Origin of the sequence: Microbacterium sp. AK031 (assembly GCF_024807145.1) — a bacterium.
Taxonomy (GTDB): Bacteria; Actinomycetota; Actinomycetes; order Actinomycetales; family Microbacteriaceae; genus Microbacterium.
The window spans coordinates 520173-546270 of sequence record NZ_JANUCA010000001.1 but is presented as its reverse complement, the minus strand read 5'-3'; the positions used below and the strand labels follow the sequence as shown (position 1 = coordinate 546270).

Below are 26098 nucleotides of genomic sequence, written 5' to 3'. Positions count from 1 at the left end.
TCCACCAGTGATCCGATAAGGCAGCAGACGCGCCAGCCGAAGGCGCGGACGCGTCGCTAACCCAGCAGATCCATCGGATTCACGACATCCGCGATCATGAGCAACGCGCCCATTCCGATCAACAGAACCGCCACGATCACAGTCAGCGGCACCAGACGCGTAGCATCCACGGGAGCGGGCGGCGGAAGACGGAACAGCTTCGCCCACGCGCGCCGGATCCCGTCCCACAGGGCGACGACGACGTGCCCGCCGTCAAGCGGCAGCAGCGGAATCAAGTTGAAGACGAACAGGGCGATGTTGAGCGAGCCGAGCAGGTTCAGCAGAACGACGAAGCGGTTCAGTACCGGCGCATCCGTCGCGGCTACCTCACCGGCGAGCCGGCCGACACCCACCACGCTGAGCGGGCCGTCCGGATCTCGATCCGTGCCGGTGAACAGCGATACCCCGACATCCCACAGCTTCACCGGCAGCGTTGCGATCAGACCCACAACGCGGCTCACGTTCTCGCCCGCGAGCTCGGGCCCCACCCCGAGCGGCTGCGGGACGTAGCCCATCTGGGAGAGCATTCCGACGTAACCCACTTCGGCGACGATCTGTTCGCCGTCCTCGTCGAGCAGCGGCTGTCCTGAGGCATCCGTGAGTTCGCGTTCCGCGGGGATGGGAGTGATCGTCAGATCCACGTTCTCGCCGTCACGCGAGACGACCATGTCCAAGCGGTCCCCCGGAGCCGCCTGCACGATCTCGGTCGCCTCGGCGAACGTCGACACCGGTGTTCCGGCGATCGAGACCAGTACGTCCCCCGGCATCACGCCGGCCTCCGCAGCCGGAGTCGCCGGATCGCCTGGTTCGCACTCGGTCTGCGACGTGCCGGCCGGAAGCACGCACTCGTTGACACCGGCGATCGTCGTCGTGCCCTGCTGAAGGCCGATACCCGATGCCAGCACGGTGAAGATGATGACGGCGAGGATTAGATTCATCACCGGTCCACCGAGCATCACGACGATCCGTTTCCACATCGGCAGCTTGTAGAAGACACGCTCCTCCGCTCCTTCCGCGATCGTCTCATCGTTCGCGGAGCGCGCGTCCTGCACGAGGGTGCGGAACAGTCCACGCACCGGTTTGCCGTCGGATGCCGGGTACATGCCGGACATCGAGATGAATCCCCCGAGCGGCAGAACCTTGAATCCATACTCGGTCTCGCCGATCTTCTTGGACCACAGCCGAGGCCCGAAACCGATCATGTACTGACCAACGCGCACGCCGAACAGCTTGGCCGGCACCAGATGGCCGACTTCATGCAGACCGATCGACAGACTGAGCCCGACCAGCATGAACAAGATGCCGGCGACGTACAGCAGGATTTCCACGTCCCAACGCTACTGCGCGCGAACTAGGAATCCGCCGCATAGGCTGGAGTCGTGACCTCTCGGCAGCTGCGACTCCTTCGTGGAGCCGCTGCATCGTCGATCGCGACGATCATCGCCGCTGTCTCGCACACGATCGGCGGCGGCGCTCCCCCGCACCCGCTGCTGATCATCGCCCTGAGCGTCTTCCTCACTCCGCTTGCAGCACTGATGGTCGGGCGTACGCAGCGCATCGGTCGGTTGAGCGCCACGGTCCTGGTGTCGCAGACGGTCTTCCACGTGCTGTTCGTGGCGCTCGGCGCCACCGCGTCGTCCGCTGTCGTGACAGGGCACCATCACGTCATGACTCTGGAGCCACTGTCGTCGACAGTCACGCCGGATGCCGGCATGCTCGGTGCGCACGTCGTGGCCGCCGCCCTCACTATCGCTGTGCTCTGGCGCGGCGAACAGCTTGTGGGCGTCATCCGACGTTGGGTTCGCGCCGCACTGCGCACGCGCATGCCGCGAGTGCACGCAGGCTGGCTCGTTCCGGCATCCTTGCCCATCACGGCGCGTTGCTTCACCTCGCGCGTCCATACCGGCGACATATCTCGCCGCGGACCGCCCGCGCTCTCCTGCGGCTGACAAGCCGCACGTGCTCACTGCCGTATGAAACGACACCGTCTCACGGCTCACCACCCGCGGTTCCGCGCGCCGTCGGCGCGCCCGCACGCAGAATCTGATCTGCACCTGAACACAGGAGAACTCATGTCTCGAATCACCCGTCGCGGCGCACTCATCGCCGCCCTCGCTGCAGGCCTCGTCTTCGCCGCGCCTACCGCAGCGCAGGCGCACGTCGGAGTCAGCCCCGATGCCATCGAACCCGGCGGCTCCGCCGTGCTGACCTTCTCGTTCACCCATGGTTGCGAGGACTCACCGACCACAGCACTGCGAGTCACGATGCCGGAAGGGTTGACATCCGTCTCCCCGACAGTCGACGGCAACTGGGACATCGCCGTCGAGCGCGCGGACAACGGCCTCGTCTCGGCAGTCACCTACACCGCCGTCTCCCCGATCCCCTCGGACTTGCGAGGAGCCGCGAGTATGGCCGTCCGACTCGGCGAGGATGCCCCGGATTCCCTGGCGTTCCCCGTGAAGCAGACATGCGAGAGCGGCGTCAATGAATGGGTGGAGATCGCAGAGGACGGCGCCGACCCGCATGACCTCGACTCACCGGCGCCGGTCGTGGCGATCACCGCCGACGGTGAGGGCACAACGGATGCTGCGCATGCAGAGCACTCGGACTCACAGGCCCAGGGGCAGACGCAGGAGCCGACGGCCGCGGCATTCCCCGCAGGCGCCGTTCTCGGTGGCGCCGGGCTGCTGACCGGCATCGCAGCCCTCGTGGTCGCAGTGCTCGCCTACCGTCGCTCGGCGTAGGTTCTCACGGCTGCCAGGGGCGCGCCTGAGCGCGTCCCTGGCAGCCGCTCATGAGATCATTGGTATGCCATGTCGACCACACAGCCCAGCCTTCCTCCCGTGCTCCGTCCGGATGCTCCGCCACAGCGGAATCTGACGGATCTCGCCGCCCTTTTCGCCACCGACACCCGCGGAGACACCGCGAATGTCACTCTGACCGGCATCACCCTCGCGACCTCCGATCTCCGCGCCGGAGAGGCATTCGTCGCCATCCAGGGGGTCAACCAGCACGGAGCGGTGTTCGCCGCCGCTGCCGCAGAGAAGGGCGCCGTCGCCGTCATCACCGATGAGGCAGGCGCCGACATTGCAGGCAACATCGGGCTGCCGATCGTGATCGTGGAGGACCCTCGCGGGGTGCTCGGCGCGCTCAGCGCCTGGGTGTACGGCACCGGCGCCGATGACGACCTGCCGCTGCTCTTCGCCACCACCGGCACGAACGGCAAGACGAGCGTCTCTCATCTGCTGGAGGGCATCCTCGATCAGCTCGGCGTCGTCACCGGACTGTCGTCCACTGCCGAGCGGCATATCGCCGGCGAGGTCATCGTCTCGCGGCTGACCACGCCGGAAGCATCCGAGATGCACGCACTCCTCGCGCTCATGCGAGAGCGCGAAGTCGAAGCGGTCGCTGTCGAAGTCAGCGCACAGGCCCTGTCGCGCAAGCGCGTCGACGGACTCGTGTTCGACGTCGCCGGCTTCACGAACCTCAGCCACGACCACCTCGACGACTACGCGGACATGGAGGAGTACTTCGCCGCGAAGCTCCCCCTGTTCAAGCCCGATCGCGCTCGACGCGCGGTGATATGCCTCGATTCCGCCTCCGGCGTCGATGTGGTCGCCGCAGCTGAGATCCCGGTCGTCACCGTCGGCACACCCGCGATCGCCACGGATGCGTCGGTCGCTGCGGGCGCCGACTGGGTGGTCACGATCGATGAAGAGCGTCAGCGCGGAACCCGCTTCACCATGGCCGGTCCCGGGGGTCGCACTCTGACCACCGTCGTTCCGGTGATCGGCCCGCACATGGCAGCGAACGCCGCCCTCGCGATCGTCATGCTGCTCGAGGGCGGATACGAGTGGGAGCGCATCGCCGCCGCCCTCGAGCGCGACGGCCGCATCGACGCCTACTTGCCGGGGCGTACCGAACTCGTCTCCGGCGAACGGGGCCCGGCAGTATTCGTCGACTTCGGCCACTCACCAGACGCCTTCGAGAAGACCCTCGCGGCGATCCGCCGTGTGACGCCTGGCCGCACGCTGATGCTGTTCGGCGCCGACGGCGACCGCGACGCCACCAAGCGGCACGACATGGGGCGCACAGCCGTGCTGGGTAGCGACGTCCTCGTCATCACCGACCACCACCCCCGATTCGAGGATCCGGAGTCGATCAGGGCGATGCTCATCGAGGGCGCGCGAATGGCGCGACCGGATGCCGAGATCCATGAGTACTCGCCGCCGGAGAAGGCGATCATCGCCGCGGTGGACCTCGTCGGCGACGGCGACGCGATCCTCTGGGCAGGTCCCGGCCATCAGGACTACCGGGACATCCGCGGCGTCCGCACCCCGTACTCCGCACGCGAACTCGCCCGCCGGGCACTGCGTGATGCAGGATGGCCCGTTCCCGAGCCGCACTGGCCGGTGCCGTACCCCGACTGAGGCTGATCAGGACGCGGCGATCAGGCGGTCTGCTGTCGCACGCGCCCAGGTCTCGGCCTCCGCGAGCGACTCGATCGTGAGCTGGTCGGGCCCTTCATGGGCATCTACGACCCCGGCGATCGTGTCGACGATCCCCAGGAACGGCAGCCGGCCCTCGTGGAACGCATCCACAGCCTGCTCGTTCGCGGCGTTGAAGACGGCGGGAAAGGTGCGTCCGGCGCGCCCGACGCTCTTCGCCAGGGCCACGGACGGGAACGCCGTATCGTCGAGCGGCTCGAAGTCCCAGCTGGCCGCCTTCGTCCAGTCCAACGGACGGCCGACGCCCCCGATGCGGTGCGGCCAATCCAGTGACAGCGAGATCGGCAGCCGCATGTCAGGCGGCGATGCCTGAGCTATCGTCGAGCCGTCGATGAACTCGACCATCGAGTGCACGATCGACTGCGGATGGACGACCACCTGGATGTCCTCGTACTCGACGTCGAAGAGCAGGTGCGCCTCGATCACCTCGAGCCCCTTGTTCACGAGCGTGGCGGAGTTCGTCGTGACCACGCGCCCCATCGCCCAGGTCGGGTGCGCGAGCGCCTCAGCGGGCGCGACCGCCGCCATCTCGTCACGCGTGCGTCCGCGGAAAGGGCCACCGGAGGCCGTGACCACCAGGCGCCTGATCTCACCGTGCATACCTGAGCGCAGCGCCTGGGCAAGAGCGGAATGCTCGGAGTCGACCGGCACGATCTGCCCTTCAGCCGCGGCGGACTTCACCAGCTCGCCGCCGACGATCAAAGACTCCTTGTTCGCGAGCGCGAGCGTGCGTCCGGCTTTCAGCGCTGCGAGCGTGCACCCCAGCCCGATCGATCCGGTGATCGCGTTGAGCACGACATCCGCTTCGACGTCGCGGACCAACTGCTCGGCCTGCTCAGCGCCCAGCGCCGTGTCCTCGACCTGGAACTGCTCGGCCTGCTGGCCGAGCATCTCGGCGTTGCTGCCTGCAGCGAGTCCGACCAGCTCGAAACGACGAGGATTGGCGCGGATCACATCCAGTGCCTGTGTGCCGATGGAACCGGTGGAGCCGAGGACGATGATGCGACGCATACCGCCAGCCTATTGTGCGGGTGCGCCCTTCGCCGCGAGGCCGGGATCGCTTACGCCGCGGCCGGGTGCATCGTTGCGAGGATGTCGATCACGAAGACCAGCGTCTGGCCCTTGAGATCCGCATCGTTGATCTCGCCCTCGCCGTATCCTGCCGCCGGCGGGATGACGACCAGCACCTGAGAGCCGACCTTCTGCCCTGCCAGCGCCTGGACGAACCCGGGAACGTAACCGTTGCCCTCACTGGTGATCGGCGCGCCATTGGCCCACGAGGAGTCGAAGGTCTCGCCGCTCTCCCAGCCCACGCCGTGGTACTGGAGGAGCGTCGTGTCGCCGTCGCCCACCGCGATTCCGTCGCCCTGCTTGAGCACTGAGATCTGCACCTCCGTGGGAGCGGCAGCATCCGGGATCTCAACCGTCGGGGCACCGTCGTCATCGAGCGTGACGGCCGGCATGCCTGCGACCGGCGCCTGCTCCTCGCCCCATGCCGCCGTGGGGACGATGTCGAGCACGTCGAGGATGTAGTACTGCGCGGCCGCTTCTTCCGTCGTCGGGAAGACGACGGACAGTCGCGAACCGACACTCGCGCACCCGATGAGCTGCCCGAGCGGCGCGTCTGCGGTGAGCGCGGCCGGGAGGAGCTCCCCTTCCGTGTAGCCGGCGTCGCCGAGGCGTTCGCCCGTGTCGCCGTCGAACGCGCTCAGCGCGTAGCTGACGTAGTCGCCTTCGGCGATCGTGTCTCCGTCGCCCTCGCTGAGTACAGTGCGCTCGGCCGCGTCGACCTTCGTGCCCAGCTCGAAGGTCGCTGTCGAGGCGGTGCCGAAATCGCCCTCGACACTCACGCCGTCAGAGGCGTCGCCTGACTCGACTGCCGCCGAGCAGAGATCCGCAGCAAGCGTCTCGGCGTCGTCGCCTGTCGAGCCCTCGGTCCCAGCGCACCCGGCCAGCAACATGGTCGCGACGGTGATGGTGGACAGAGCGATGATCGAGCGATTGCGCACAGTGAGACCTCGTGATCGTGGGGAGGGACACTCCATACTGTCGTATTCGCCTTTGCCCGCGCTGAGAAGCGCCTGCACTCGACGCACCACCACAGCGATGCGGTCGCATTCCACGGATGGCATGAATCGCGGAGTAGCCTGATCTGATGACCTCTGAGCAGTCTGCCCTCCCCGAGCCGACCGAAGAATCGGACCAGGAGCAGACAGCTGAAGCATCATCCGGCCCTCGCCGCGCAGGTGCCACGTATGCCTTCGGTCGTGCGGTGATCGGCTCGCTGGCACGGTTCGTCTACCGGCCGCACATCGAAGGACGTGATCGCGTTCCGCTCGACGGCCCTGTCATCTTCGCGAGCAATCATCTGTCGTTCATCGACTCCATCGCGATCCCGGTCGCAGCTCCTCGTCCCGTGCACTTCCTCGCCAAGTCGGCATACTTCGAAGGCACTGGGTTCACGGGCGCCGTCTCGCGGACGTTCTTCCAGTCCATCGGTGCCATCCCTGTGAACCGCGGCGCCGGTCAGGCCGCGCTCGACGCCCTGGATCAGCAGCGCCAGCTGCTCGATGACGGACTGGCCGTCGCGCTCTATCCCGAGGGCACCCGCTCTACGGATGGCCGCCTGTACAAGGGTCGGACCGGTGCGGCTTTCCTCGCCCTGCAGACCGGCGCGCCAGTCGTGCCGGTCGGCCTGATCGGCACCGACAAGGCCATGCCGAAAGGCGCGAAGGTTCCGTCCCTGAGCGAGCGCATCACCGTGCGATTCGGCGACCCGATCGACGTGACGGTGCACGGTGCGGCCGGCAGCGGCAAGGCGAGACGACTCGCGACCGACCAGATCATGACGGCGATCCACGCGTTGAGCGGTCAGGAGCTCGCCGGTGTCTACAACGAGCCGCCGGCCCAAGGGCCGATCGAGAAGCTCAAGCAGGCTCTTCCGCACGAGCGGCGCTGACGCTCGCCTCATGGCGGACGGGGAAGTTCACGGAGTTCGCGATGAAGCACATCCGGTGCGCGTCATCGTGCGCTCGCTCTGCCGCCGCGACCATCGATTCCTCAGCCACCACCACCTCCGGCCGCAGCAGCACCTCGGTGAAGGCTCCCCCGCCTCTGCCGTCTTCGCGCATCACGCCGCTCGCGCTGTCGCTATACGAGACGACGACGACGCCCGCGCTCACGCACGCATGCAGGAACGAGAGCAGATGGCACTCGGAGAGCGACGCGATCAGCAGATCCTCCGGATTCCAGCGGGCGGGGTCGCCCCGGAAAGGCTTGTCCGCTGAGGCCAGCAGCTCCGGCTTGCCGTCGATCTCGATCGTGACGTCCCTGGAATAGTCCCGATAACCGCTGGTTCCGGTTCCACGGTTGCCGTGCCACGTGGCTGTGAGTGCGTATCGGTGCTCGCCGAGGGTCATGGACTCAGTCTGACACGGTGCGGCTCGGCGCCGATGCGGACGTCGGCGATAGGCTGGTCGGGCGCTGGAGACTCTCACTGTCGCGGATGCCGTCGAACTCGCCATCGTCGAGCGCAGCGGTTTCATCGAATCGCGCCATGCCGGCTCGGCCATCGTGCTCTCGCCGGATGGAGATGTCGTCAGGCGGCTGGGCAACCCGGACGCACTGATCCTTCCCCGCTCCAGTCTGAAGCCGCTCCAGGCCGTGGCGTGCGTCACGGCAGGAGCGGAGCTTTCCGGTGAACAGCTCGCGATCGCGACAGCGAGCCATGTCGGAACGGATCGTCATGTCGAAGTCATCCGCGAGATCCTCACCGCGGGCGGTCTGACGGAGGACCATCTCGGCTGCCCCTCGGTATGGCCCCGCGACACCGCGACCCGCGACGAGCTCGTGCGTGAGCACGGACAGACCGCGCGCATCCGGATGGACTGCTCAGGCAAGCACGCGGCGATGCTGCGAGCCTGCGTCGCGACCGGCTGGCCGACCGAGGGATATCTCCACCCGACTCATCCCCTGCAGTTGCACATCCGCGAAGTCGTCGAGCGGCTCACCGGCGAGAAGATCGCGCACACCGCCGTGGACGGATGCGGTGCTCCGGTCCACGCGATCACCCTTGCCGGCCTCGGCCGAGCCATCCACCGCATCGGCTCCGCCTCCGAACGCTCTCCGTTCGCACTGCATCGCGTAGCCGGCACGCTCGTGAGAGCAGTCAAGGAGAACCCGTGGACGATCGAGGGCCGAGGACGACCTGACACGATCGCGATCGAGACCCTCGGTGTCTTCGCCAAGAGCGGTGCCGAGGGGATCATGGTCATGGTCGCCCCTGACGGCACCACCGTCGCGCTCAAGATGCTCGACGGCAGCGCTCGGGCCCTCACGATCGTCGCGGCGACGCTGCTCGCTCGCGCCGGGGCTCTGAGTGAGGCCGATCTGGCTACGCTCGCCAACGCACTTCCCCTCGCCGTCCTCGGCGGAGGGAGCGACGTCGGGATGATCCGTCCTGGCGCCGCCGTCTGATGCCCTGACCCGGGGTTGTATTCCCTCAATGCCGAGGGAGGAGAGGAGCCACGATGAGGATCAGCGTCCCCACCGAGGTGAAGAACAACGAGTACCGCGTCGCCCTGACGCCGGCAGGAGTGCACGACCTGGTGCGCTCCGGACACGAGGTGTTCGTGCAGTCAGGAGCCGGTGCGGGCTCATCGATGCCTGATGCGGAGTATGCCGAGGCCGGCGCCACATTGCTGGATGATGCGGCTGAGGTCTGGTCCCGTGCCGAGCTGCTGCTGAAGGTGAAAGAGCCGATCGCGAGTGAGTACGACAACTTCCGCGACGACCTCACTCTGTTCACCTATCTGCACCTTGCGGCGGATCGACCGCTGACCGAAAGACTTCTCGCTGACGGCGTCACGGCGATCGCCTATGAGACCGTGCAGTTGCCTGGCGGCGGACTCCCCCTGCTCGCGCCCATGAGTGAGGTGGCCGGACGACTGGCTCCCCTCGTCGGCGCGAACACCCTGTTGCGTTCGAACGGCGGGCTGGGCTTGCTCATGTCAGGTGTGCCCGGCACGCGGCCGGCCACCGTGACGGTGATCGGCGGTGGCGTGGCCGGAGCGAATGCGGCGGTCATCGCCAGCGGGATGGGCGCCGACGTCACGATCTTCGACACGAACATCCCCCGCCTCCGCATGCTGGACGATCACTTCGCCGGCCGGGTCAAGACGGCGGCTTCCAATCCATTGGATCTGCGTCGCGCCGTGATCGGCTCCGACCTCGTCATCGGCTCGGTGCTGATTCCCGGGGCGCGCGCGCCGAAGCTCGTCACCAATGAGATGGTCGCCCAGATGCGACCGGGCAGTGTGCTCGTCGACATCGCCGTCGACCAGGGCGGCTGCTTCGAGGACACGCACCCGACCACGCATGACGACCCGACGTTCCCCGTGCACGACACCGTGTTCTACTGCGTGGCGAACATGCCGGGCGCCGTGCCGAACACCTCGACGTCGGCGCTCACGAATGCGACGCTGCCCTACGTGCGTCAGATCGCGGGTCGCGGATGGCGGGATGCGTTGAAGGCCGATTCTGCGCTCGCCGGCGGCCTCAACACGGCGAAGGGTGTCGTGGTCAACGAGGGCGTCGCAGTGGCACACGGCTTGACGGCTCGCACCGTCGACTCCGTGATGTGACGTCGCGGCGTATGCTCATCGCGCTGTCGCATCGAGCTCGGGGATGACCACCCGCCGTGGCGTGAGGCCCTCATGGATCGTCCAGGCCCGACCGACGTGGGGCTTCGCATAGGGTGGCAGCTCGCGGCTACCGGCGAAGGAGCGCAGCTCCCCCGCGCACTCGGCGAGGAACAGCATCTCGCCTTCGAGTCGGATCCGCTGCCACAACGGCCACTGCCGCTGCCAGCTGTCTGCATCTCCGACCAGGATCGTCGGCGCCGGGTCGGGCGCGTGGGCGAGGGCCGATGCGCCTGCCTGAGGTGCTGACGTCGGCGGCTCCTGTGCACGGTCGGTGACCGGCACGACGGCGTGGTCGGGATAGGCGCCTCGCAGCCCCTCGACGACACGCCGGACTCCCAGGGCGATCACACCGACGACCTGTGCCGCGGGCGTCCAGCGCTCCACCCCTGCGACTGCGGCCTCCACCCGCGCGGCCTCATCCGTCCAGGCCACCTGCACCTCATGCCGTCCGACCCTCGCTCTCCCTGCTGGACGGTCGCGACGGTATCCGTCAGCGTCTCCACCTGCTGCAAGGTGCTCCATCTTGGTGCCCATTCGCAGCAGCATCCGCGTGGGCAGCGCCTCGATCACGCGAGCGGTCTGGCCGGATGCCCGTCCCGTGGCGACGACCACTGTGCATCCACGTGCCGCCGCCGAACGCACCAGCTTCTCCATGCGCTCCAGGAACACCTGACCATACTCCACTGGAAACGACGCGACGAGCTGGTCGAGATCGTCGCACAGCACGAGCTTCGGCGTGTCTCCTGCAGCATCGAGCACATCGGCCAGCACGTCCCACGCACGCTCCGGATCTGCTCCCAGCAGCACGGGCTGCGCAGCCTGCTCGGCCAGGGTCCGCAGAGCCGCCGTGCGCCCTGAACCGCTGCCTCCGATCACTGCGAGGCCGCGGTCGATGCCGGGCCGCAGCAGCATCGGCGTCTGGCATTGGCGCTCGGGCACATCCGTGAGTCCGACCAGCAGCGAGGCTCCCGGTGGGTGCGCGGCCGACAGCGCGGCGAGATCGAGACGCAGGGGCAGCGCAGGATGCCAAGGGCTCGCCGGAACGGCGGCATCCGGCCAGCGTGACCCGATGTCACGCAGATCGGCCGCGCCGGTCAGCGCCACGCGCACGGCCACGGCTGTCATGTCCTGCGGTCGCCGGACGAAGGCGAGGCCACGTGAGGATGCGCCGCCGGGCAGCTCTGCTGCGTCATCCGATCCGATGACGAGCCGGCTGTCCGCAGGTTCCGTCACGCGCAGGCTCACTCTCAGAGGACAGTTGGCGGCGAGTCCGTCGCGGATCACACCGGCCGCGCGCTGTGTGCCGAGAATCAGGTGCATACCGAGCGCGCGTCCTCGAGCGGCGACATCGGTGAACACCGCACCGAGATCGTGATGCTCCTGCAGCAGGGCGGCGAACTCGTCCACGACGATCACCAGCCTCCCCAGTCGCCCTGCTGCCTCCGTGATGTTCCTCGCGCCACACTCGGCCAGCGCCGACTCACGGCGACGAAGCTCTGCGGTCAGGCTCTCGACCCCACGGCGCGCCCCTTCCTCGTCGAGGTCCGTCATCACGGCCGCAACATGCGGGAGCGCGCGCAACGGGTCGAAAGCCGTTCCTCCTTTGAAATCGGCCAGCACGAACGACACCTCATCCGGCCGGTGCGTGCGCGCCATCGACGTGATCCAGGTCACGAGGAGTTCGCTCTTGCCCGAACCGGTCATCCCCGTCACGATGGCGTGCGGGCCGTCCTCCACCAGGTCGAGCACGATATCCGCGCTCTCCGTGCGGCCGATCACCGCAGCGAGGCCGGAGATTCCCGCACCATCGGGTGGTGTCAGCTCCCCCAGCGTCACGGTGTCCGGCAGATGCGCAGACTCACCTTCGCGTTCGATGCTGCTCGCGGCGATCGCCGCAGCCTGCGCACGAGAGAGGCACTCCACCGCGATGTCCTCGACACCGGCTGACGTCCGCAGCCGTGCGCTGCTCGGGTCCACGCAATCGATGAGCGTCGTCACGCCCTCCGGTACCTCCTGCCCCGTCTCGCAGACGCGCACCTGAGCGGCGGCATCCGTGCAGTCCTCATCCCCCATCACGACGGCGAGGCGCCATGCTCCGCGTCGCGGTCGTCCGGCATGCGGGAAGTCGGCCAGCCCCAGAGTCTCCAGTCCCCCGCCGACGAGTGCGAGCTGCCCTGGCGCATGACGCAGGCACAGCTGAACGACCAAGGCCCTCGCGGCAGCGGCCACCACGGGCGCCGGCCCTCTGAGGCAGATGCCACGCCCCATCGGCACGCTGATCGGCACATCCGTCACGTGGGCCGCGCGCTTTCGGAACCCGCGTGCGCGTTCGCTGTCGTCACCTGTCACCCTCAGCGCGCTGCGTCTGGCACCGGAACCGACGACGATCGGTGTCGACTCGTCGACAGGCTGCAGGTCTCTCAGAGGTGCGTCCTGGAGGCAGGCCGCGGCGTCGGGATGAGCACGTCGCAGCTCGCGGCGCTCGCTCTGATGCCGACGCAGCAGGTCTTGCTCGGCACGGCGCCATCCCGCCGTCTCATCATCCGCAGCGGCGCGCCGCTCTCGACGTCGGTTGCGCAGCCCGTCCAGCAATGAGGCCCCGATCATCAGCGGGCCGAGAGCGGCGAAGCAGAGCGAGAAGATCGATCCTGTGACGAGCCAGAGGACGACCCCCGCCACGATCGGCACGACGGCGGCGAGCACCGGGATCGGCTGGCGATGCGGCTCCGCGGCAGCTGCGGGGAGCGTGAGAGGCTCGAGATCCATGGCCCCATTGCACGGCATTCACGAACCACGGATGCCGTTATCCACAGCTCGACAGACTATTCGGCCGTGTTCTCCACTGTGGAGGACGACTCGGCTGAAGTCTCGTCGGCCGGGCGGGAGTGACCGGTGCGCTCCACCTGCACGATGATGAGTGTGACGTTGTCCCGCCCACCGTTCTCAAGGGCGGCGGCCAGCATCGCGTCAGCGGCCACCGCGGGGTCGGATTCCTCCCGCAGGAAGTGCTGGATGCCGTAGTCGGTGAGTTCCTTGGTCAACCCGTCGGAGCAGATCACGAACCGGTCGCCGTCCTGCACCTCGATCCCGAGATAGTCCGGCGGCGTGAGTTCGCTCGCCCCGACGGCGCGTGTGATGACGTTGCTGTACGGGTGGCTCTCCGCCTCTTCCGCGCTGAGCCGGCCCGAGCTGATCAGCTCCTGTACAACTGAGTGGTCGGTGGTGACCTGCACCAGTCGCTCATCGCGCAGCAGATAGACACGAGAGTCGCCGATGTTGAGCGACACCCACCTGGGCTCGTCGTCGGAGACATCGAAGAAGACGCCGGTGAGCGTCGTGCCGGTGCCCTCGTCTGTGGTCTCAGGATGCGCAGCGATGTCGCTCACTGCCTGGGCGAGGGCGTTCTCTATGGCGGCAGTGCCCACGGCATCCGCATCGACGACGTCCTGCAGGCGGGCGATCGTGCTCTGGCTGGCGATCTCCCCACCCGCGTGGCCGCCCATTCCGTCTGCGACGACGAACAACGGGTACTGGGCCAGGAAAGCATCCTGGTTGTTATCGCGGCGACGCCCGGTATCCGTCACTCCAGCCCAGGTCAGAACGATCTCGCCGCCGTCCGGGGCCGCGACGCGATGGGTCTGCGTGGACGTCTCAGACAAAGGGTTCCTCCGGGTTGGATGCGGCGATACGAACGGCCGCAGGATTCTCACACATCGTAGTGGAACTGCGTCACACCCGCGCGCCGGGGTCGACGGGAAGCGGGAAGATCTTGTCGATGGATTCGAGATCGTCCGCCGTGGGTGCCCAGGCTTCGGCGGCTTCCGCGTTGGTCTCTATCTGAGCGGCCGACGTGGCCCCGGCGATGACGCTGGAGACTGTCGGTTGCGCGAGGAGCCATCCGAAGGTCGCTTCGATCATGGTGACTCCCCGGTCGGCGCAGAATTGCCGGTACGCGTCCAGCGCATCCCACGACGCGTTCTCCCACACATGCCGCCGGGTGGACATGATCCGGCTCTCCTTCGGCCCGCCCTCGCGCGAGAACTTGCCGGTGAGCAGACCGTTGTGCAGTGGGAAGTACGGGAAGAACCCGAGGCCGTAACGCTCGACTGCCGGCAGAACCTCACGTTCTGCGGCTCTGGCGAGCAGAGAATACTGATTCTGCGCCGAGACGAATCGTCCCGTCGAGCGAAGCTGCGACGTGAGCTCGGCTTCCGCGATCTGCCAGCCGGGGAGGTTCGAATGGCCGTAGTAGCGGATCTTGCCTTCGCGAATGAGTTCGTCGAGAGCATCCGTCGTCTCGGCGATGGGCGTCTCGGGATCAGGAAGATGAAGCTGATAGAGGTCGATCCAGTCCGTCTGCAGACGGCGAAGCGATTCCTCGACCGCACGGCGGACGTACCTGCGTGACCCGCGCCCTGCCGGGAAGTCGTACCCCATGTCACGCTCCTGGCCGAACTTCGTGGCCAGCACGACCCGGTCACGGCGCCCCTGCAAGGCCTCCCCCATCAGCGATTCGCTGAGCCCGGGGTCCCTGCCGTACATGTCGGCGGTGTCGAAGAATGTCACCTCATTCGCGAGCGCCGCATCGATGACCTCGCGAGTGCCCTCACGCGTCTCAGTGGGTGTGCCAGCACGTCCGAAGTTGTTGCATCCGAGACCGATCGGAGAGACGAGAAGACCGGATGCTCCGACCCGACGCAACGACATGACCATGTGTCCACGCTATCGGAATCTCGTCCGTCCACGACGAAGGGCCCCCGATCATGATCGGGGGCCCTTCGGTCAGCTCATCAGGCCGGGGGCCGCGGCGGGTCCGCAGGCGGTGCCGGCGGAGCAGTGGGCGGCGGGGTCGGAGCCGCGGGCGGCGTAGACGGCGCGGGCGGTGGCGTCACAGGCGAAGCCGGTCCGGCAGGGGGCGTCGCGGGCGCTGCCGGCGGCTGGTAGCCGGGAGCGGGCTGCTGGTAGCCCTGGGGCGGTGCGTATCCCTGCGGGGCTGCGCCGTAACCGGGCGCGGCACCGGGCGCGACCTGTGCCGAAGGCTGCACGGGGATGCCGTCCCAAGCGGTGCGGTCACCGAAGAAGGCGTTGCCTGCCCAGGCTGCTGGCGGGATCTGCGGGTTCCAGCGTGATTTGTCGAAAGCCATGATGCCGAGCCAGACAAGTGACAGGAAGATGTACAAGACGACCCAAGCGCCTTCCTTCTGCAACTTCTGACCGACCCGGTATGCCGCGAGGACCATAAGCACCGCGGATGCGAGGATCACAAGCTGTCCGATGAACGGTATCCAGCCGAGCAGGAGCGATGCACCGATCCCATAGAGGATCAGCCACGGGCTGAGGTCACCGAGCTTGAGGAAGATCATGCTGTTGTACACGGGCACCCATGCACGCCATTTGCCCTGCACGCCCGCCTTTTCGAAGATCTTCATCAGGAAGAGCGAGGTGAGAACGTAGCCGACAGCGGCGAACAGCAAGCTGACAAGGACAGTCACAGCGAGAAGTCCGGCGCTCAGGCCGGAATAGTCGGAATAGGCGGAATAGGCGGAATACATGAGACTCACATTCCTTTTGACAGAGGAAGCGTACCTCGCCCCCCAAGAACGAAGCCTTCGCTTCGCGCATTGGCCATGGTAGCGGGGTCGTTCGCCCGCTGGCAACGACACGCGCACCGTTGCACGTCATGTGCCGGCGCAGCGGTCACGTCTCCGTAACGAGCTCGACTACGCCGATATGCTCGCCCCGCCGCATCGTGATGGACCGCTTCGCCGCCCATTCACGGAGGGTCGAGAACGAACGCACACGCGGTCGGTCCTCAGCCAGCGCTCGCACGAGTTCGCCCTTCGCCTTCTTGTTGAAGTGGTTGAGTGCGCGCCCCTCGGTCGTGACCACGCGTACGTAGGCGGAAGGCACGGATGCCGGTACTGGACCCAGCGCGACATAGGCCTCGCTGCGCAGGTCGAGGACGAACGGCGGTGCTTCCTGGGCCATCGCCTCTGACGTCGCACGTGCCCAGTGTCGCCGCAACGGCGCGATCCCGGGAAGCGCTGTGCCTGCGGCGAGCCGATACGTCGGGATCGCATCGAGCGCCGCGATCGGACCGAACGGCGCCGAGTGGATCCACACGTGTGCGTTCAGCCATCTTCTGGCCCCGGCATCCAGTGACGCCGCGTCGAGCGCGTCATAGAGAACGCCGGTGTACCTGTCGACCGCAGCCATCGTCGGCGCCGATCGCAGGGCCGCGTTGTGGTCGATGTCGCCGAGCTGACGCTCGCTGAGCTTGTGCACGCGTGCGGCCGCGGCCGGATCCGCCGCGAGTGCCACGAGCGCCGCCGCCGCCGCGTCTCGCTCAGCGGCGAGAGCGGGGAGCGCGAGGGCGCCGAGCGACACCGGCGCGCCGGTTCCTCCGGGACGCTTCGTCTCGGAGGGAGGAAGAAGGATCTTCATGGGGCTCATGGGCTCCGAGTGAGAACAGGCGAGAACGCGCCCACCCATCAGCTCTCGGCTGACAGGTGGGCGCGTCCGCGATATGTGTTCAGGCGATGAGTGCCGCGTTGCCTGCGACGATCGTGAGCTGGCTGCCCTCCATGGAGAGGAAGCCGTCCTGCGCGTTCGCGAGCACCTTGCTGCCATCGGCCTGCGTGATGCGGACCTGCCCCTCGGCGAGAATCGCCAGAATCGGTTCGTGACCGCTCATGATGCCGATCTCGCCCTCGACGGTCTTGGCGACGACGAGCGTGGCCTCCCCCGTCCAGACCTCCGCATCAGCGGAGACGAGGCTGACATGCAACGCCATGATCAGCCGTTCTCCTTCTGGATCTGCGCCCAGCGCTCTTCAACGTCGGAGATGCCACCGACGTTGAAGAAGGCCTGCTCGGCCACGTGGTCGAGCTCGCCCTTGGCGATCGCGTCGAACGACTCGATCGTCTCCTTCAGCGGGACGGTCGAGCCCTCGACACCGGTGAACTTCTTCGCCATGTAGGTGTTCTGCGAGAGGAACTGCTGGATGCGACGTGCACGCGACACGACGATCTTGTCCTCTTCGGAGAGCTCATCGACACCGAGGATCGCGATGATCTCCTGCAGTTCCTTGTTCTTCTGGAGGATCTGCTTGACCGTGGTGGCGACGCGGTAGTGGTCCTCGCCCAGGTAGCGGGGGTCCATGATGCGCGACGTCGAGGTCAGCGGGTCGATGGCCGGGTACAGACCCTTCGATGCGATCTCACGGCTGAGCTCGGTCGTCGCGTCGAGGTGCGCGAACGTCGTCGCCGGGGCCGGGTCGGTGTAGTCGTCAGCGGGAACGTAGATCGCCTGCAGCGAGGTGATCGAGTGACCGCGGGTCGAGGTGATGCGCTCCTGGAGGACGCCCATCTCGTCAGCGAGGTTCGGCTGGTAACCCACAGCGGAGGGCATGCGGCCCAGGAGCGTGGAGACCTCGGAGCCGGCCTGCGTGAAGCGGAAGATGTTGTCGATGAAGAGCAGCACGTCCTGCTTCTGTACGTCGCGGAAGTACTCCGCCATCGTCAGCGCCGAAAGGGCGACGCGCAGACGCGTTCCCGGCGGCTCATCCATCTGGCCGAAGACGAGGGCGGTCTTGTCGAAGACACCCGCCTCTTCCATCTCTGCGATCAGGTCGTTGCCCTCACGGGTGCGCTCACCGACACCGGCGAACACCGACACACCACCGTGGTTCTGTGCGACGCGCTGGATCATCTCCTGGATGAGGACGGTCTTGCCGACCCCGGCGCCGCCGAACAGGCCGATCTTTCCACCCAGCACGTACGGGGTGAGAAGGTCGATCGACTTGATGCCGGTCTCGAACATCTGCGTCTTCGACTCGAGCTGATCGAAAGGCGGAGCCGAACGATGGATCGGCCAACGCTCCGTGATCTCGATCTGCTCGCCGGGCTCGGCGTTGAGGACCTCACCGATGACGTTGAAGACCTTGCCCTTGGTGACGTCGCCGACGGGAACCGAGATCGGTTCGCCGGTGTCGCGCACTTCCTGGCCACGGATGATGCCGTCGGTGGGCTTCAGTGCGATGGCGCGGATCAGATCGTCACCGAGGTGCTGCGCGACCTCGAGGGTGATCTCGGTCGATGCCTCGCCGATGACGATCGTGGTCTTCAGCGCGTTGTAGATGTCAGGAATCGAGTCGTGCGGGAACTCGATATCGACGACCGGGCCCGTGACGCGTGCGACGCGCCCGACGACCGCGGTCCCAGCCTCAGCTGTGGCGGTGGGGGTCATATCTTCGTCTCTTTCTTGTGGTCTATTTGCTCGACGAGAGGGCGTCGGCGCCGCCGACGATCTCAGCGATCTGCTGCGTGATCTCCGCCTGACGCGCGTTGTTGCGCAGACGGGTGTAGTCGGTGATGAGCTTGTCGGCGTTGTCGCTCGCAGACTTCATCGCCTTCTGCGTCGCGGCCTGCTTGGCAGCAGACGACTGCAGCAGTGCGTTGAAGATGCGGCTCTGCAGATACACCGGCAGGATCGCGTCCAGAACAGTCTCGGCATCCGGCTCGAACTCGTAGAGCGGGTACACCGTTCCACCTGGCTCGGGTGACTCGGCGCTCTCGACGATCTCCAGCGGAAGCAGACGAACCGTCTCGGGCGACTGCGTCATCATGCTGACGAAGCGGTTGTAGACGAGGTGGAGTTCGTCGACACCGCCATCGTCACCGCCGCGGTTGAACGCTTCGAGCAGTGTGGCCGAGATCTCCTCAGCCGTCTTGAATCGCGGGGTGTCGGTGTCACCCGTCCACTCTGCGGCCGCCTGGATGCGGCGGAACTGGAAGTACCCCACGGCCTTGCGACCGACGAGATAGTACACCGGCTCGCTGCCCTGAGAACGGATCAGCTCGCCCACCTCCATAGCCTCGCGGAGGATCTGCGAGTTGAAGGCTCCTGCGAGACCGCGGTCGGAGGAGAAGACCACGACGGCGGACCGGCGGATCGTCTCCGGCTCACGCGTGAGCGGGTGGTCGACATTGGAATACGTGGCCACGGCGGACACAGCCTGTGTCACGGCCCGCGCGAAGGGCGACGACGCGCGCACGCGCGCCATCGCCTTCTGAATGCGCGAAGCCGCGATGAGCTCCATCGCCTTCGTGATCTTCTTGGTCGTCTGAGCAGAACTGATCTTCTGCTTGTAGACCCTGAGTTGAGCGCCCATGTTTCAGTACCTCACGCGATTACGCGCGACGACCCTTGACGATCTTCTCCTGGTTGACGTCGTCCACATCCTGGGCCGCGTGCTCCTCATGGCCTACGGCGCCGATGGACTGGCCTTTGCCGCCCTGGAACTCGAGAAGGAAGGCGTCGACCTGCTTCTCGAGCTCAGCAGCGGTGTCGTCATCCAGGACATTCGTCTCACGCAGGGTGTCGAGCACCTTGGTGTTGCGTCGCAAGTGGTCCAGAAGCTCTCGCTCGAACCGCAGCACGTCGGAGACTTCGAGCTTGTCGAGCTTGCCCTTGGTGCCGGCCCAGATCGAGACGACCTGGTCTTCGACCGGGTACGGCGAGTACTGCGGCTGCTTGAGCAGCTCGGTCAGGCGCGCACCGCGGTCAAGCTGACGACGCGAAGTCGCGTCCAGGTCGCTCGCGAACATCGCGAACGCCTCGAGCGAGCGGTACTGCGCCAGCTCCAGCTTCAGCGTTCCGGAGACCTTCTTGATCGACTTGACCTGAGCGTCACCACCGACTCGCGAGACCGAGATACCCACGTCGACCGCCGGACGCTGGTTGGCGTTGAAGAGGTCGGACTGCAGGAAGATCTGGCCGTCGGTGATCGAGATCACGTTGGTGGGGATGTACGCCGAGACATCGTTCGCCTTGGTCTCGATGATCGGGAGACCGGTCATCGAACCGGCACCGAGCTCGTCGGACAGCTTCGCGCAACGCTCCAGCAGACGGGAGTGCAGGTAGAAGACGTCACCGGGGTACGCCTCGCGTCCCGGCGGACGACGCAGCAGAAGCGACACGGCACGGTAGGCCTCGGCCTGCTTCGACAGGTCATCGAAGATGATCAGGACGTGCTTGCCGCCGTACATCCAGTGCTGACCGATCGCGGAACCAGTGTAGGGCGCGATGTACTTGAAGCCGGCCGGGTCAGAAGCGGGAGCAGCGACGATCGTGGTGTACTCCATCGCGCCGGCATCCTCGAGCGCACCCTTGACGGAGGCGATCGTCGAGCCCTTCTGGCCGATGGCGACATAGATGCAGCGAACCTGCTTGTCGACGTCGCCCGACGCCCAGTTGTCCTTCTGATTGATGATCGTGTCGATCGCGATGGCCGTCTTACCGGTCTGGCGGTCGCCGATGATGAGCTGACGCTGGCCACGGCCGACGGGGATCATCGCATCGATGGCCTTGATGCCGGTCTGCATCGGCTCGTGCACGCTCTTGCGCTGCATGACGCCGGGTGCCTGCAGCTCGAGCTCGCGACGACCCTCCGAGGCGATCTCGCCGAGACCGTCGATCGGGTTGCCGAGCGGGTCGACCACGCGTCCGAGGTAGCCGTCGCCCACAGCGACCGAGAGGACCTCGCCTGTGCGGCGAACTTCCTGACCGGCCTGGATGCCGGCGAAGTCGCCGAGCACCACGGTGCCGATCTCGCTCTCGTCGAGGTTGAGCGCGAGGCCCTGCGTGCCGTTGTCGAACGTCAGGAGCTCGTTCGCCATGACGCCGGGCAGGCCCTCGATGTGGGCGATGCCGTCTGCCGCGTCGATGACGGTGCCGACTTCGGTCGCTGCGGCGCCGGTGGGCTCGTACGCAGCGGCGAAGTCCTTCAGCGCGTCACGGATGACGTCGGGGCTGATCGATAGTTCTGCCATTGTCTTCCCTTTGTATTGAGAGAGTCTGCGCGGTTCCCCGCGCGAAGTCGTATTAGCCCGCGAGCTTCTGTCGAAGATCGGCGAGCCGCGCGGAGATGCTGCCGTCGATGATGTCATCGGCGATCTGCACGCGCAGTCCGCCCACGACGGTGGGGTCGATCACTTCGTTGATCGATACCTGGCCGCCATAACGCCCGGCCAGCGCGTCGCCGAGTCTGGTGCGCTGCGCGGCGGAGAGCGTCGCAGCCGTGTGCACGGTGGCGACGATGCGATCTCCCTGCGCCGACACGATCTTCATCGCACGATTGAGCAGCTGGCGCACGCGGCGGCCGCGGGGCTGACGCACGAGCGATGAGACGATCAGCGTGGTCGGTGCACTCGCCCTGCTGCCGATCAGCTTCTCCACGAGCACGCCCTTCGCCGCGTCATCACCCAAACGGGTTCCGAGAGCGAGTTCGAGCTCAGGATTAGCCGCAACGACCCGAAGGAACGAGAACAGCTCTCCTTCGATATCCGTCGCTGGCTCGGCGATGGCTGCGGCGCGGATCGCGAGTTCCTCGATCCCGGAGATGAGGCCGTCCTCGTTGGACCACCTCTCGCCGACAGCGGCCGACAGCACCTGACGCGTGGTGTTCGACAACCCGCCGAAGACCGTCGCGACGACCTGCTCACGCAGACCCTCAGGAGCAGCAGGATCCGCCAGCGCGCCGCTCAGCTGACCGGATTCGCCCAGCAGACGCGCCACGGTGAAGAACTCACCGGCCGTGTCGAGGGTGACGTCCTTCGCCTGAGCGAGGGCCGCCGTCGAAGCCGCGAGTGCCTGAGTGGTCGCGCTGCCCATTACTTGGCCGCCTTTTCTGATGCCTCGAGGTCTGCGAGGAAGCGATCGACGACAGCGGTCGCGCGGGAGTCATCGGAGAGCGTCTCACCGACCACGCCACCGGCGAGGTCGATCGCGAGCGTTCCAACCTCAGAGCGGAGCGCGACCAGCGTCGTCTTGCGCTCTGCCTCGATCTGCGCCTGCGCTGCCGCGGTGACGCGTGCGGCCTCGACGGTCGCGGACTCCTTGGCCTCTGCGACGATCTTCTTGCCGTCCTCACGGGCGGCCTCACGGATCTCACCGGCTTCGGTGCGCGCCTCGGCGAGCTGGCGGGTGTACTCCTCAAGAGCCGCCTCCGCCTGCTTCTGCGCTTCGTCGGCCTTGGCGATGTTGCCCTCGATCGCGGCGGACCGCGCGTCGAGCATCTTCGCCACGTTCGGAAGCGCGACCTTCCAGGCCACGACCAGGATGATGACGAAGCAGACCGCGGACCAGACGATGTCGTACATCGCCGGAAGAAGCGGATTGTGCTCCGCCTCCTCGGCTGCGAGCGTGACAAGAGCGTTCAGCATCCTGTCTCCTTACGTGTGGGTGAGAGGATCAGTAGCCGAAGAGGAACGCCACGCCGATACCGACGAACGCAAGCGCCTCGGTGAAGGCGATACCGATCCACATGGTGCCCTGAAGCTTGCCGGACAGCTCAGGCTGACGAGCGATGCCCTCGATCGTCTTGCCGACGACGATGCCCACACCGATGGCCGGGCCGATGGCTGCCAGGCCGTAGCCGACGTTGGCGATCGAGCCGGTGATGTCGATGTTGATGGCTGCAAGAACCGAGTTGGGATCCACAGGTGTTTCCTTTCATTGAGGGGTGCTGGCGCGCCCCGATTAGTGTTCGTCCGCGACTGCAAGCTGGATGTAGACCGCGGTGAGGATGGTGAAGACGTATGCCTGGAGGAAGGCCACCAGGATCTCGAAGGCCGTGAACGCGAAGCCGAAGGCGAGTGTGCCCGCTCCGAGAACCGTCCAGAAGCCGCCCATCGAGAAGATGAAGAACTGAGTCGCCGCGAAGAACAGCACCAGCATGAGGTGGCCGACCATCATGTTCATCAGCAGTCGCAGCGTGAGCGTGACCGGTCGCACGATGAAGGTCGAGATGAACTCCAGCGGCGCGACGATGATGTACAGCGCAGGCGGGACTCCGGGCGGGAAGAGTGAGTTGCGGATGAAGCCCCATGGGCTCTTGCGCAGTCCGGCGTAGATGAACGTGACGTAGGTGATCACTGCGAGCATCAGCGGCACGGCGATGATGCTCGTTCCTGCGATGTTCAGGAACGGTATGACGCCGGTGATGTTGAAGAACAACACCATGAAGAAGATGGTCGTCAGCAGCGGCAGGAAGCGATCGCCGTCCTTCTTGCCCATCATGTCGTGTGCGACGTTCACTCGAACGATGTCGAAGAGCATCTCGATGATGCCCTGGCCGCGGCCGGGGATCAGCTTGAGCTTGCGTGTGCCGAGCCAGAGGATCAGGACGACGACGATGGTCGCGAGGAACTGCACAAGGTGGATGCGGTGCACCGAGAGCGGGCCGATGCTGAAGAGGATCTCCGGGAAGAACTCTGCGATCGACGGTGGGTGGAATTCATCCGTGGCGAGACGGACGAGGAGGCTCGCGGCGTGAGTCAACGTTGCTCCAGCTTCGGGGCATCGACCGAGATCGACGCGACGATTGGGTGGGGAGTTCTAGCTGAGTCGGAGCATCTCGCACAACGCGGAAGCTCGCCCAGCGAACCCGGATTCACACTATCAATATTTTTCCATCGTCACGAATCCTCGCGGTCTTCCGGGTCGGTTTCCGGCAGCGCGATCTCCGACACGTAAGGCATGCGCATCCGCGTGAACACGACGGCATCGATGACCAGACTCACCACGATCCCCGCGACGAGCGCGAGGAAGATGACGAGCGGAACCACCCAGTCCTGTCCGCGAAGGATGACGATGGCGACGACGAACACCACGAGCTTGAGCAGCCAGCTCCCCATCACGATTCCGAAGAAGACCGTTGCGAACATCTCTCTGCCGTACCAGCGGTTCGCGATCAGCACGCTCAGCGGAGTCAGCGCGAGGAACACGATGGCCAGTGCGACGCCGGCCAGCCCACTCCACAGACCGTCCGTGCCCGCTGCGAGGTAGCCGATGCCCCCGCCGAGCACGACGAGAGCAATAGCGGCGATGCCGGTCCAGATCAGCACCTTCCTCAGCATCGAGGTGATTGCGGGCATCTGACGTTCTGGTGTATCGCTCATCGGGTCTCCGCAGACTGTGTCGGCTCGGTGGGCGCTCGCTGAGCGCGTGGGGTGGGCAGCAGGGTGACGACGAGGCAGGCTGCGACGCCGACCACGCCGAAGGCGACTCCAGGAAGGTACTGGCCCGGCCAGTCCTCCCTGGAGCCGATGTACATGAGAAGGACGGCGAGAGAGATCACGGCCGTCCACGCGTAGAAGATCAGGACGGCGTCGCGATCCCGATGCCCCAGGTCGAGCATCCGGTGATGCAGATGCTTCCGGTCGGGCGAGAACGGCGACTTCCCGGCCCGCATGCGGCGGAACACGGCCAGGCCGAAGTCGAGCAGCGGCAGCATGACGACCACGAGCGGGAGCAGGATCGGGATGAACGCTCCGAGCAGCTGCGAGCGACCGAATTCCTCCGGATCCAACGCGCTGGAGGACATCTGGCCAGTGAGAGCTATCGCGGAGGTCGCCATCAGAAGGCCCAGCACCAGAGCTCCGGAATCGCCCATGAACAGCTTCGCCGGGCTCCAGTTCAGCGGCAGGAAGCCGATGCAGGCGCCGATCACGACAGCGGCGAGGAAGGATGCCAGGTTGAAGTAGCTGCTCGTGCCGGTGTCACGCGTGAGGATGTACGAGTATGCGAAGAACACGCCGTTGGCGATGAGGCAGACGCCGGTGACGAGTCCGTCGAGCCCATCGATGAAGTTAATGGCGTTCATCACGACGACGATCGCGAACATCGTCACGGCGATGCTGAGCCAGCTGGAGACGATGACCATCTCGCCGAGCGGGAGTGAGAGTATCTGCAACCCCCCGAACACTGTGATGATGCCGGCCGCAAGGAACTGCACGCCGAGTTTGATGAACCAGTCGATGTCCCACAGATCATCGATCACACCGATTATCGCGATGAGCAGTGCCGCCCCCAGCACGGCCCACATGGTCTGGGGCGGCACCCACATGATGCTGAAGAAGGGATTGGCCGCAGAGACGGCGATGGCTGCGGCGATGCCGAGGAATATCGCCACGCCCCCGAGCCGTGGCGTCGGCGTCGTGTGCACGTCGCGTTCTCGGATGCGGGGGTAGAGCTTGAAGCGCAGACTGAGCTGCCAGACCGCCCACGACATCATGAGCGTGACGGTCGCCGTGAGGATGATCGTGAAGAGGTACTGCTTCACGCCGCGCCGTCCGGCGCGTCAAGCAGTTCACCGACGACGCCGCGCAGCTGCTCCATCGTCACCGCACCTTCGCGCAGAAGCCGGATACGCGGCTCTCCCGCGTCGTCGCCGCGACGCACGAGCGACGTGGCGTCGATGATCGTGGATGCCACGCCCGTCTCGCTCATGCCACCGTCGAGATACACCGAGACGCTGTCTCCCAACATCCGCTCGGCGTCCTGCGCTGAGGTGGCGGCGGGTTCGCCGGTGAGGTTCGCGCTCGAGACAGCGAGAGGCCCGGTCTCCTCGAGGAGTTCGAGCGCCACGCGCTGGTCCGGCATCCGCACTGCGACGGTGCCGAGCGTGTCCCCCAGATCCCATGCGAGCGACGGCTGGGCAGGTAGGACGATGGTCAGTCCGCCGGGCCAGAACGCGTCGACAAGCTTCTGCACCGGCTCAGGGATCTCCTCCACGAGCGCTGCGAGAGCTGCCTGGCCTGCGACGAGCACGGGTGGCGGTTGATCGCGGCCGCGTCCCTTGGCATCGAGCAGTCTCTGCACCGCAGCGGGTGTGAACGCGTCGGCGGCGATGCCGTAGACCGTGTCGGTGGGCATGACGATGAGCTCGCCTCGGGCGATCGCCTGACGAGCATGGCGCATTCCGGCGAGCAGCTGTGCCTCATCGCGGCAATCGAAGACAGAGGACATGACCACACCATTCTAGGTGTATGCGCGGGTGTCGACCTG

At 66.4% G+C, this 26098-nt stretch carries 26 protein-coding genes; 6 read left to right on the top strand and 20 right to left on the bottom strand.

The annotated features are described in order from the left end of the window. Positions 1 to 56: 56 nt before the first annotated feature. Positions 57 to 1367, bottom strand: a complete 1311-nt coding sequence (locus HDC95_RS02535; protein WP_259061603.1) for an RIP metalloprotease — start codon at positions 1365 to 1367, stop codon at positions 57 to 59. A gap of 51 nt (positions 1368 to 1418) precedes the next feature. Between HDC95_RS02535 and HDC95_RS02530 the strand changes: the two genes are divergently transcribed. The 3 genes from HDC95_RS02530 (at position 1419) to HDC95_RS02520 (ending at position 4469) form a co-directional block, all read left to right on the top strand. Next, positions 1419 to 1988: a hypothetical protein gene (locus HDC95_RS02530; protein ID WP_259061602.1), complete on the top strand. Its 570-nt coding sequence runs from the start codon at positions 1419 to 1421 to the stop codon at positions 1986 to 1988. Positions 1989 to 2111: 123 nt separating this feature from the next. Beyond that, positions 2112 to 2783, top strand: a complete 672-nt coding sequence (locus HDC95_RS02525; protein ID WP_259061601.1) for a YcnI family protein — start codon at positions 2112 to 2114, stop codon at positions 2781 to 2783. 69 nt (positions 2784 to 2852) lie between these two features. Further along, the gene (locus HDC95_RS02520) at positions 2853 to 4469 is read left to right on the top strand and encodes a Mur ligase family protein (RefSeq protein ID WP_259061600.1); all 1617 of its coding nucleotides are present in this window, start codon (positions 2853 to 2855) and stop codon (positions 4467 to 4469) included. A gap of 6 nt (positions 4470 to 4475) precedes the next feature. Here the strand turns inward: HDC95_RS02520 and dxr are convergent, their stop codons facing one another. Together dxr and HDC95_RS02510 are read right to left on the bottom strand one after the other, a co-directional pair. Next, entirely contained in the window at positions 4476 to 5558 is a 1083-nt protein-coding gene (gene dxr, locus HDC95_RS02515) for a 1-deoxy-D-xylulose-5-phosphate reductoisomerase (RefSeq protein ID WP_259061599.1), read from the bottom strand. A 50-nt stretch (positions 5559 to 5608) separates the two neighbouring features. Continuing rightward, positions 5609 to 6556: an FKBP-type peptidyl-prolyl cis-trans isomerase gene (locus HDC95_RS02510; RefSeq protein ID WP_259061598.1), complete on the bottom strand. Its 948-nt coding sequence runs from the start codon at positions 6554 to 6556 to the stop codon at positions 5609 to 5611. Positions 6557 to 6702: 146 nt separating this feature from the next. Here HDC95_RS02510 and HDC95_RS02505 point away from each other — a divergent pair, with 146 nt between their 5' ends. Next, positions 6703 to 7506 (top strand): 1-acyl-sn-glycerol-3-phosphate acyltransferase, encoded by an 804-nt coding sequence (locus HDC95_RS02505; protein WP_259061597.1) that lies wholly within the window; start codon positions 6703 to 6705, stop codon positions 7504 to 7506. Here HDC95_RS02505 and HDC95_RS02500 read toward each other — a convergent pair. After that, on the bottom strand, positions 7475 to 7966 hold the full coding sequence (locus HDC95_RS02500; RefSeq protein ID WP_259061596.1) for an OsmC family protein: 492 nt from the start codon (positions 7964 to 7966) through the stop codon (positions 7475 to 7477). The genes HDC95_RS02505 and HDC95_RS02500 overlap by 32 nt on opposite strands. Positions 7967 to 8030: 64 nt before the next feature. Between HDC95_RS02500 and HDC95_RS02495 the strand changes: the two genes are divergently transcribed. Next, complete coding sequence (locus HDC95_RS02495) at positions 8031 to 9023, top strand: asparaginase (RefSeq protein WP_259062201.1); 993 nt, start codon at positions 8031 to 8033, stop codon at positions 9021 to 9023. A gap of 53 nt (positions 9024 to 9076) precedes the next feature. Continuing rightward, positions 9077 to 10189, top strand: a complete 1113-nt coding sequence (gene ald / locus HDC95_RS02490) for an alanine dehydrogenase (RefSeq protein ID WP_259061595.1) — start codon at positions 9077 to 9079, stop codon at positions 10187 to 10189. A 15-nt stretch (positions 10190 to 10204) separates the two neighbouring features. Here the strand turns inward: ald and HDC95_RS02485 are convergent, their stop codons facing one another. The 16 genes from HDC95_RS02485 to HDC95_RS02410 form a co-directional block, all read right to left on the bottom strand. Further along, entirely contained in the window at positions 10205 to 13015 is a 2811-nt protein-coding gene (locus HDC95_RS02485; protein ID WP_259061594.1) for an FtsK/SpoIIIE domain-containing protein, read from the bottom strand. 56 nt (positions 13016 to 13071) lie between these two features. Further along, complete coding sequence (locus HDC95_RS02480) at positions 13072 to 13908, bottom strand: PP2C family serine/threonine-protein phosphatase (RefSeq protein WP_259061593.1); 837 nt, start codon at positions 13906 to 13908, stop codon at positions 13072 to 13074. A 70-nt stretch (positions 13909 to 13978) separates the two neighbouring features. Continuing rightward, a complete protein-coding gene (locus HDC95_RS02475) occupies positions 13979 to 14962 on the bottom strand; it encodes an aldo/keto reductase (RefSeq protein ID WP_259061592.1) in 984 nt (327 codons plus the stop codon). 77 nt (positions 14963 to 15039) lie between these two features. Beyond that, the gene (locus HDC95_RS02470; RefSeq protein ID WP_259062199.1) at positions 15040 to 15801 is read right to left on the bottom strand and encodes a DUF5684 domain-containing protein; all 762 of its coding nucleotides are present in this window, start codon (positions 15799 to 15801) and stop codon (positions 15040 to 15042) included. A gap of 145 nt (positions 15802 to 15946) precedes the next feature. Further along, positions 15947 to 16693, bottom strand: coding sequence for a YaaA family protein (locus HDC95_RS02465; RefSeq protein WP_259061591.1), 747 nt, complete (start codon positions 16691 to 16693; stop codon positions 15947 to 15949). Positions 16694 to 16781: 88 nt separating this feature from the next. Further along, positions 16782 to 17042, bottom strand: coding sequence for a F0F1 ATP synthase subunit epsilon (locus HDC95_RS02460; RefSeq protein ID WP_259061590.1), 261 nt, complete (start codon positions 17040 to 17042; stop codon positions 16782 to 16784). A gap of 2 nt (positions 17043 to 17044) precedes the next feature. Next, positions 17045 to 18496 carry a F0F1 ATP synthase subunit beta gene (gene atpD / locus HDC95_RS02455; protein WP_259061589.1) on the bottom strand — a complete coding sequence of 484 codons (1452 nt, stop codon included), beginning with the start codon at positions 18494 to 18496 and terminating at the stop codon, positions 17045 to 17047. A 22-nt stretch (positions 18497 to 18518) separates the two neighbouring features. Continuing rightward, positions 18519 to 19421 (bottom strand): F0F1 ATP synthase subunit gamma, encoded by a 903-nt coding sequence (locus tag HDC95_RS02450; protein WP_259061588.1) that lies wholly within the window; start codon positions 19419 to 19421, stop codon positions 18519 to 18521. A gap of 19 nt (positions 19422 to 19440) precedes the next feature. After that, a complete protein-coding gene (gene atpA / locus HDC95_RS02445; RefSeq protein ID WP_259061587.1) occupies positions 19441 to 21081 on the bottom strand; it encodes a F0F1 ATP synthase subunit alpha in 1641 nt (546 codons plus the stop codon). Between the two features lie 52 nt (positions 21082 to 21133). Next, positions 21134 to 21922 (bottom strand): F0F1 ATP synthase subunit delta, encoded by a 789-nt coding sequence (locus HDC95_RS02440; protein WP_259061586.1) that lies wholly within the window; start codon positions 21920 to 21922, stop codon positions 21134 to 21136. Then, positions 21922 to 22473 carry a F0F1 ATP synthase subunit B gene (locus tag HDC95_RS02435; RefSeq protein WP_259061585.1) on the bottom strand — a complete coding sequence of 184 codons (552 nt, stop codon included), beginning with the start codon at positions 22471 to 22473 and terminating at the stop codon, positions 21922 to 21924. Before HDC95_RS02435 ends, HDC95_RS02440 begins: the two co-directional genes overlap by 1 nt. 28 nt (positions 22474 to 22501) lie before the next feature. After that, positions 22502 to 22750, bottom strand: coding sequence for a F0F1 ATP synthase subunit C (gene atpE, locus HDC95_RS02430; protein ID WP_033104658.1), 249 nt, complete (start codon positions 22748 to 22750; stop codon positions 22502 to 22504). Between the two features lie 39 nt (positions 22751 to 22789). Then, positions 22790 to 23590 (bottom strand): F0F1 ATP synthase subunit A, encoded by an 801-nt coding sequence (gene atpB, locus HDC95_RS02425; protein ID WP_259061584.1) that lies wholly within the window; start codon positions 23588 to 23590, stop codon positions 22790 to 22792. A gap of 137 nt (positions 23591 to 23727) precedes the next feature. Then, positions 23728 to 24210, bottom strand: coding sequence for a hypothetical protein (locus HDC95_RS02420; protein WP_259061583.1), 483 nt, complete (start codon positions 24208 to 24210; stop codon positions 23728 to 23730). Beyond that, the gene (locus tag HDC95_RS02415) at positions 24207 to 25373 is read right to left on the bottom strand and encodes an MraY family glycosyltransferase (protein ID WP_259061582.1); all 1167 of its coding nucleotides are present in this window, start codon (positions 25371 to 25373) and stop codon (positions 24207 to 24209) included. Before HDC95_RS02415 ends, HDC95_RS02420 begins: the two co-directional genes overlap by 4 nt. Then, positions 25370 to 26059, bottom strand: coding sequence for an L-threonylcarbamoyladenylate synthase (locus HDC95_RS02410; protein ID WP_259061581.1), 690 nt, complete (start codon positions 26057 to 26059; stop codon positions 25370 to 25372). The genes HDC95_RS02415 and HDC95_RS02410 overlap by 4 nt, the downstream gene beginning before the upstream one ends. Positions 26060 to 26098: the final 39 nt, after the last annotated feature.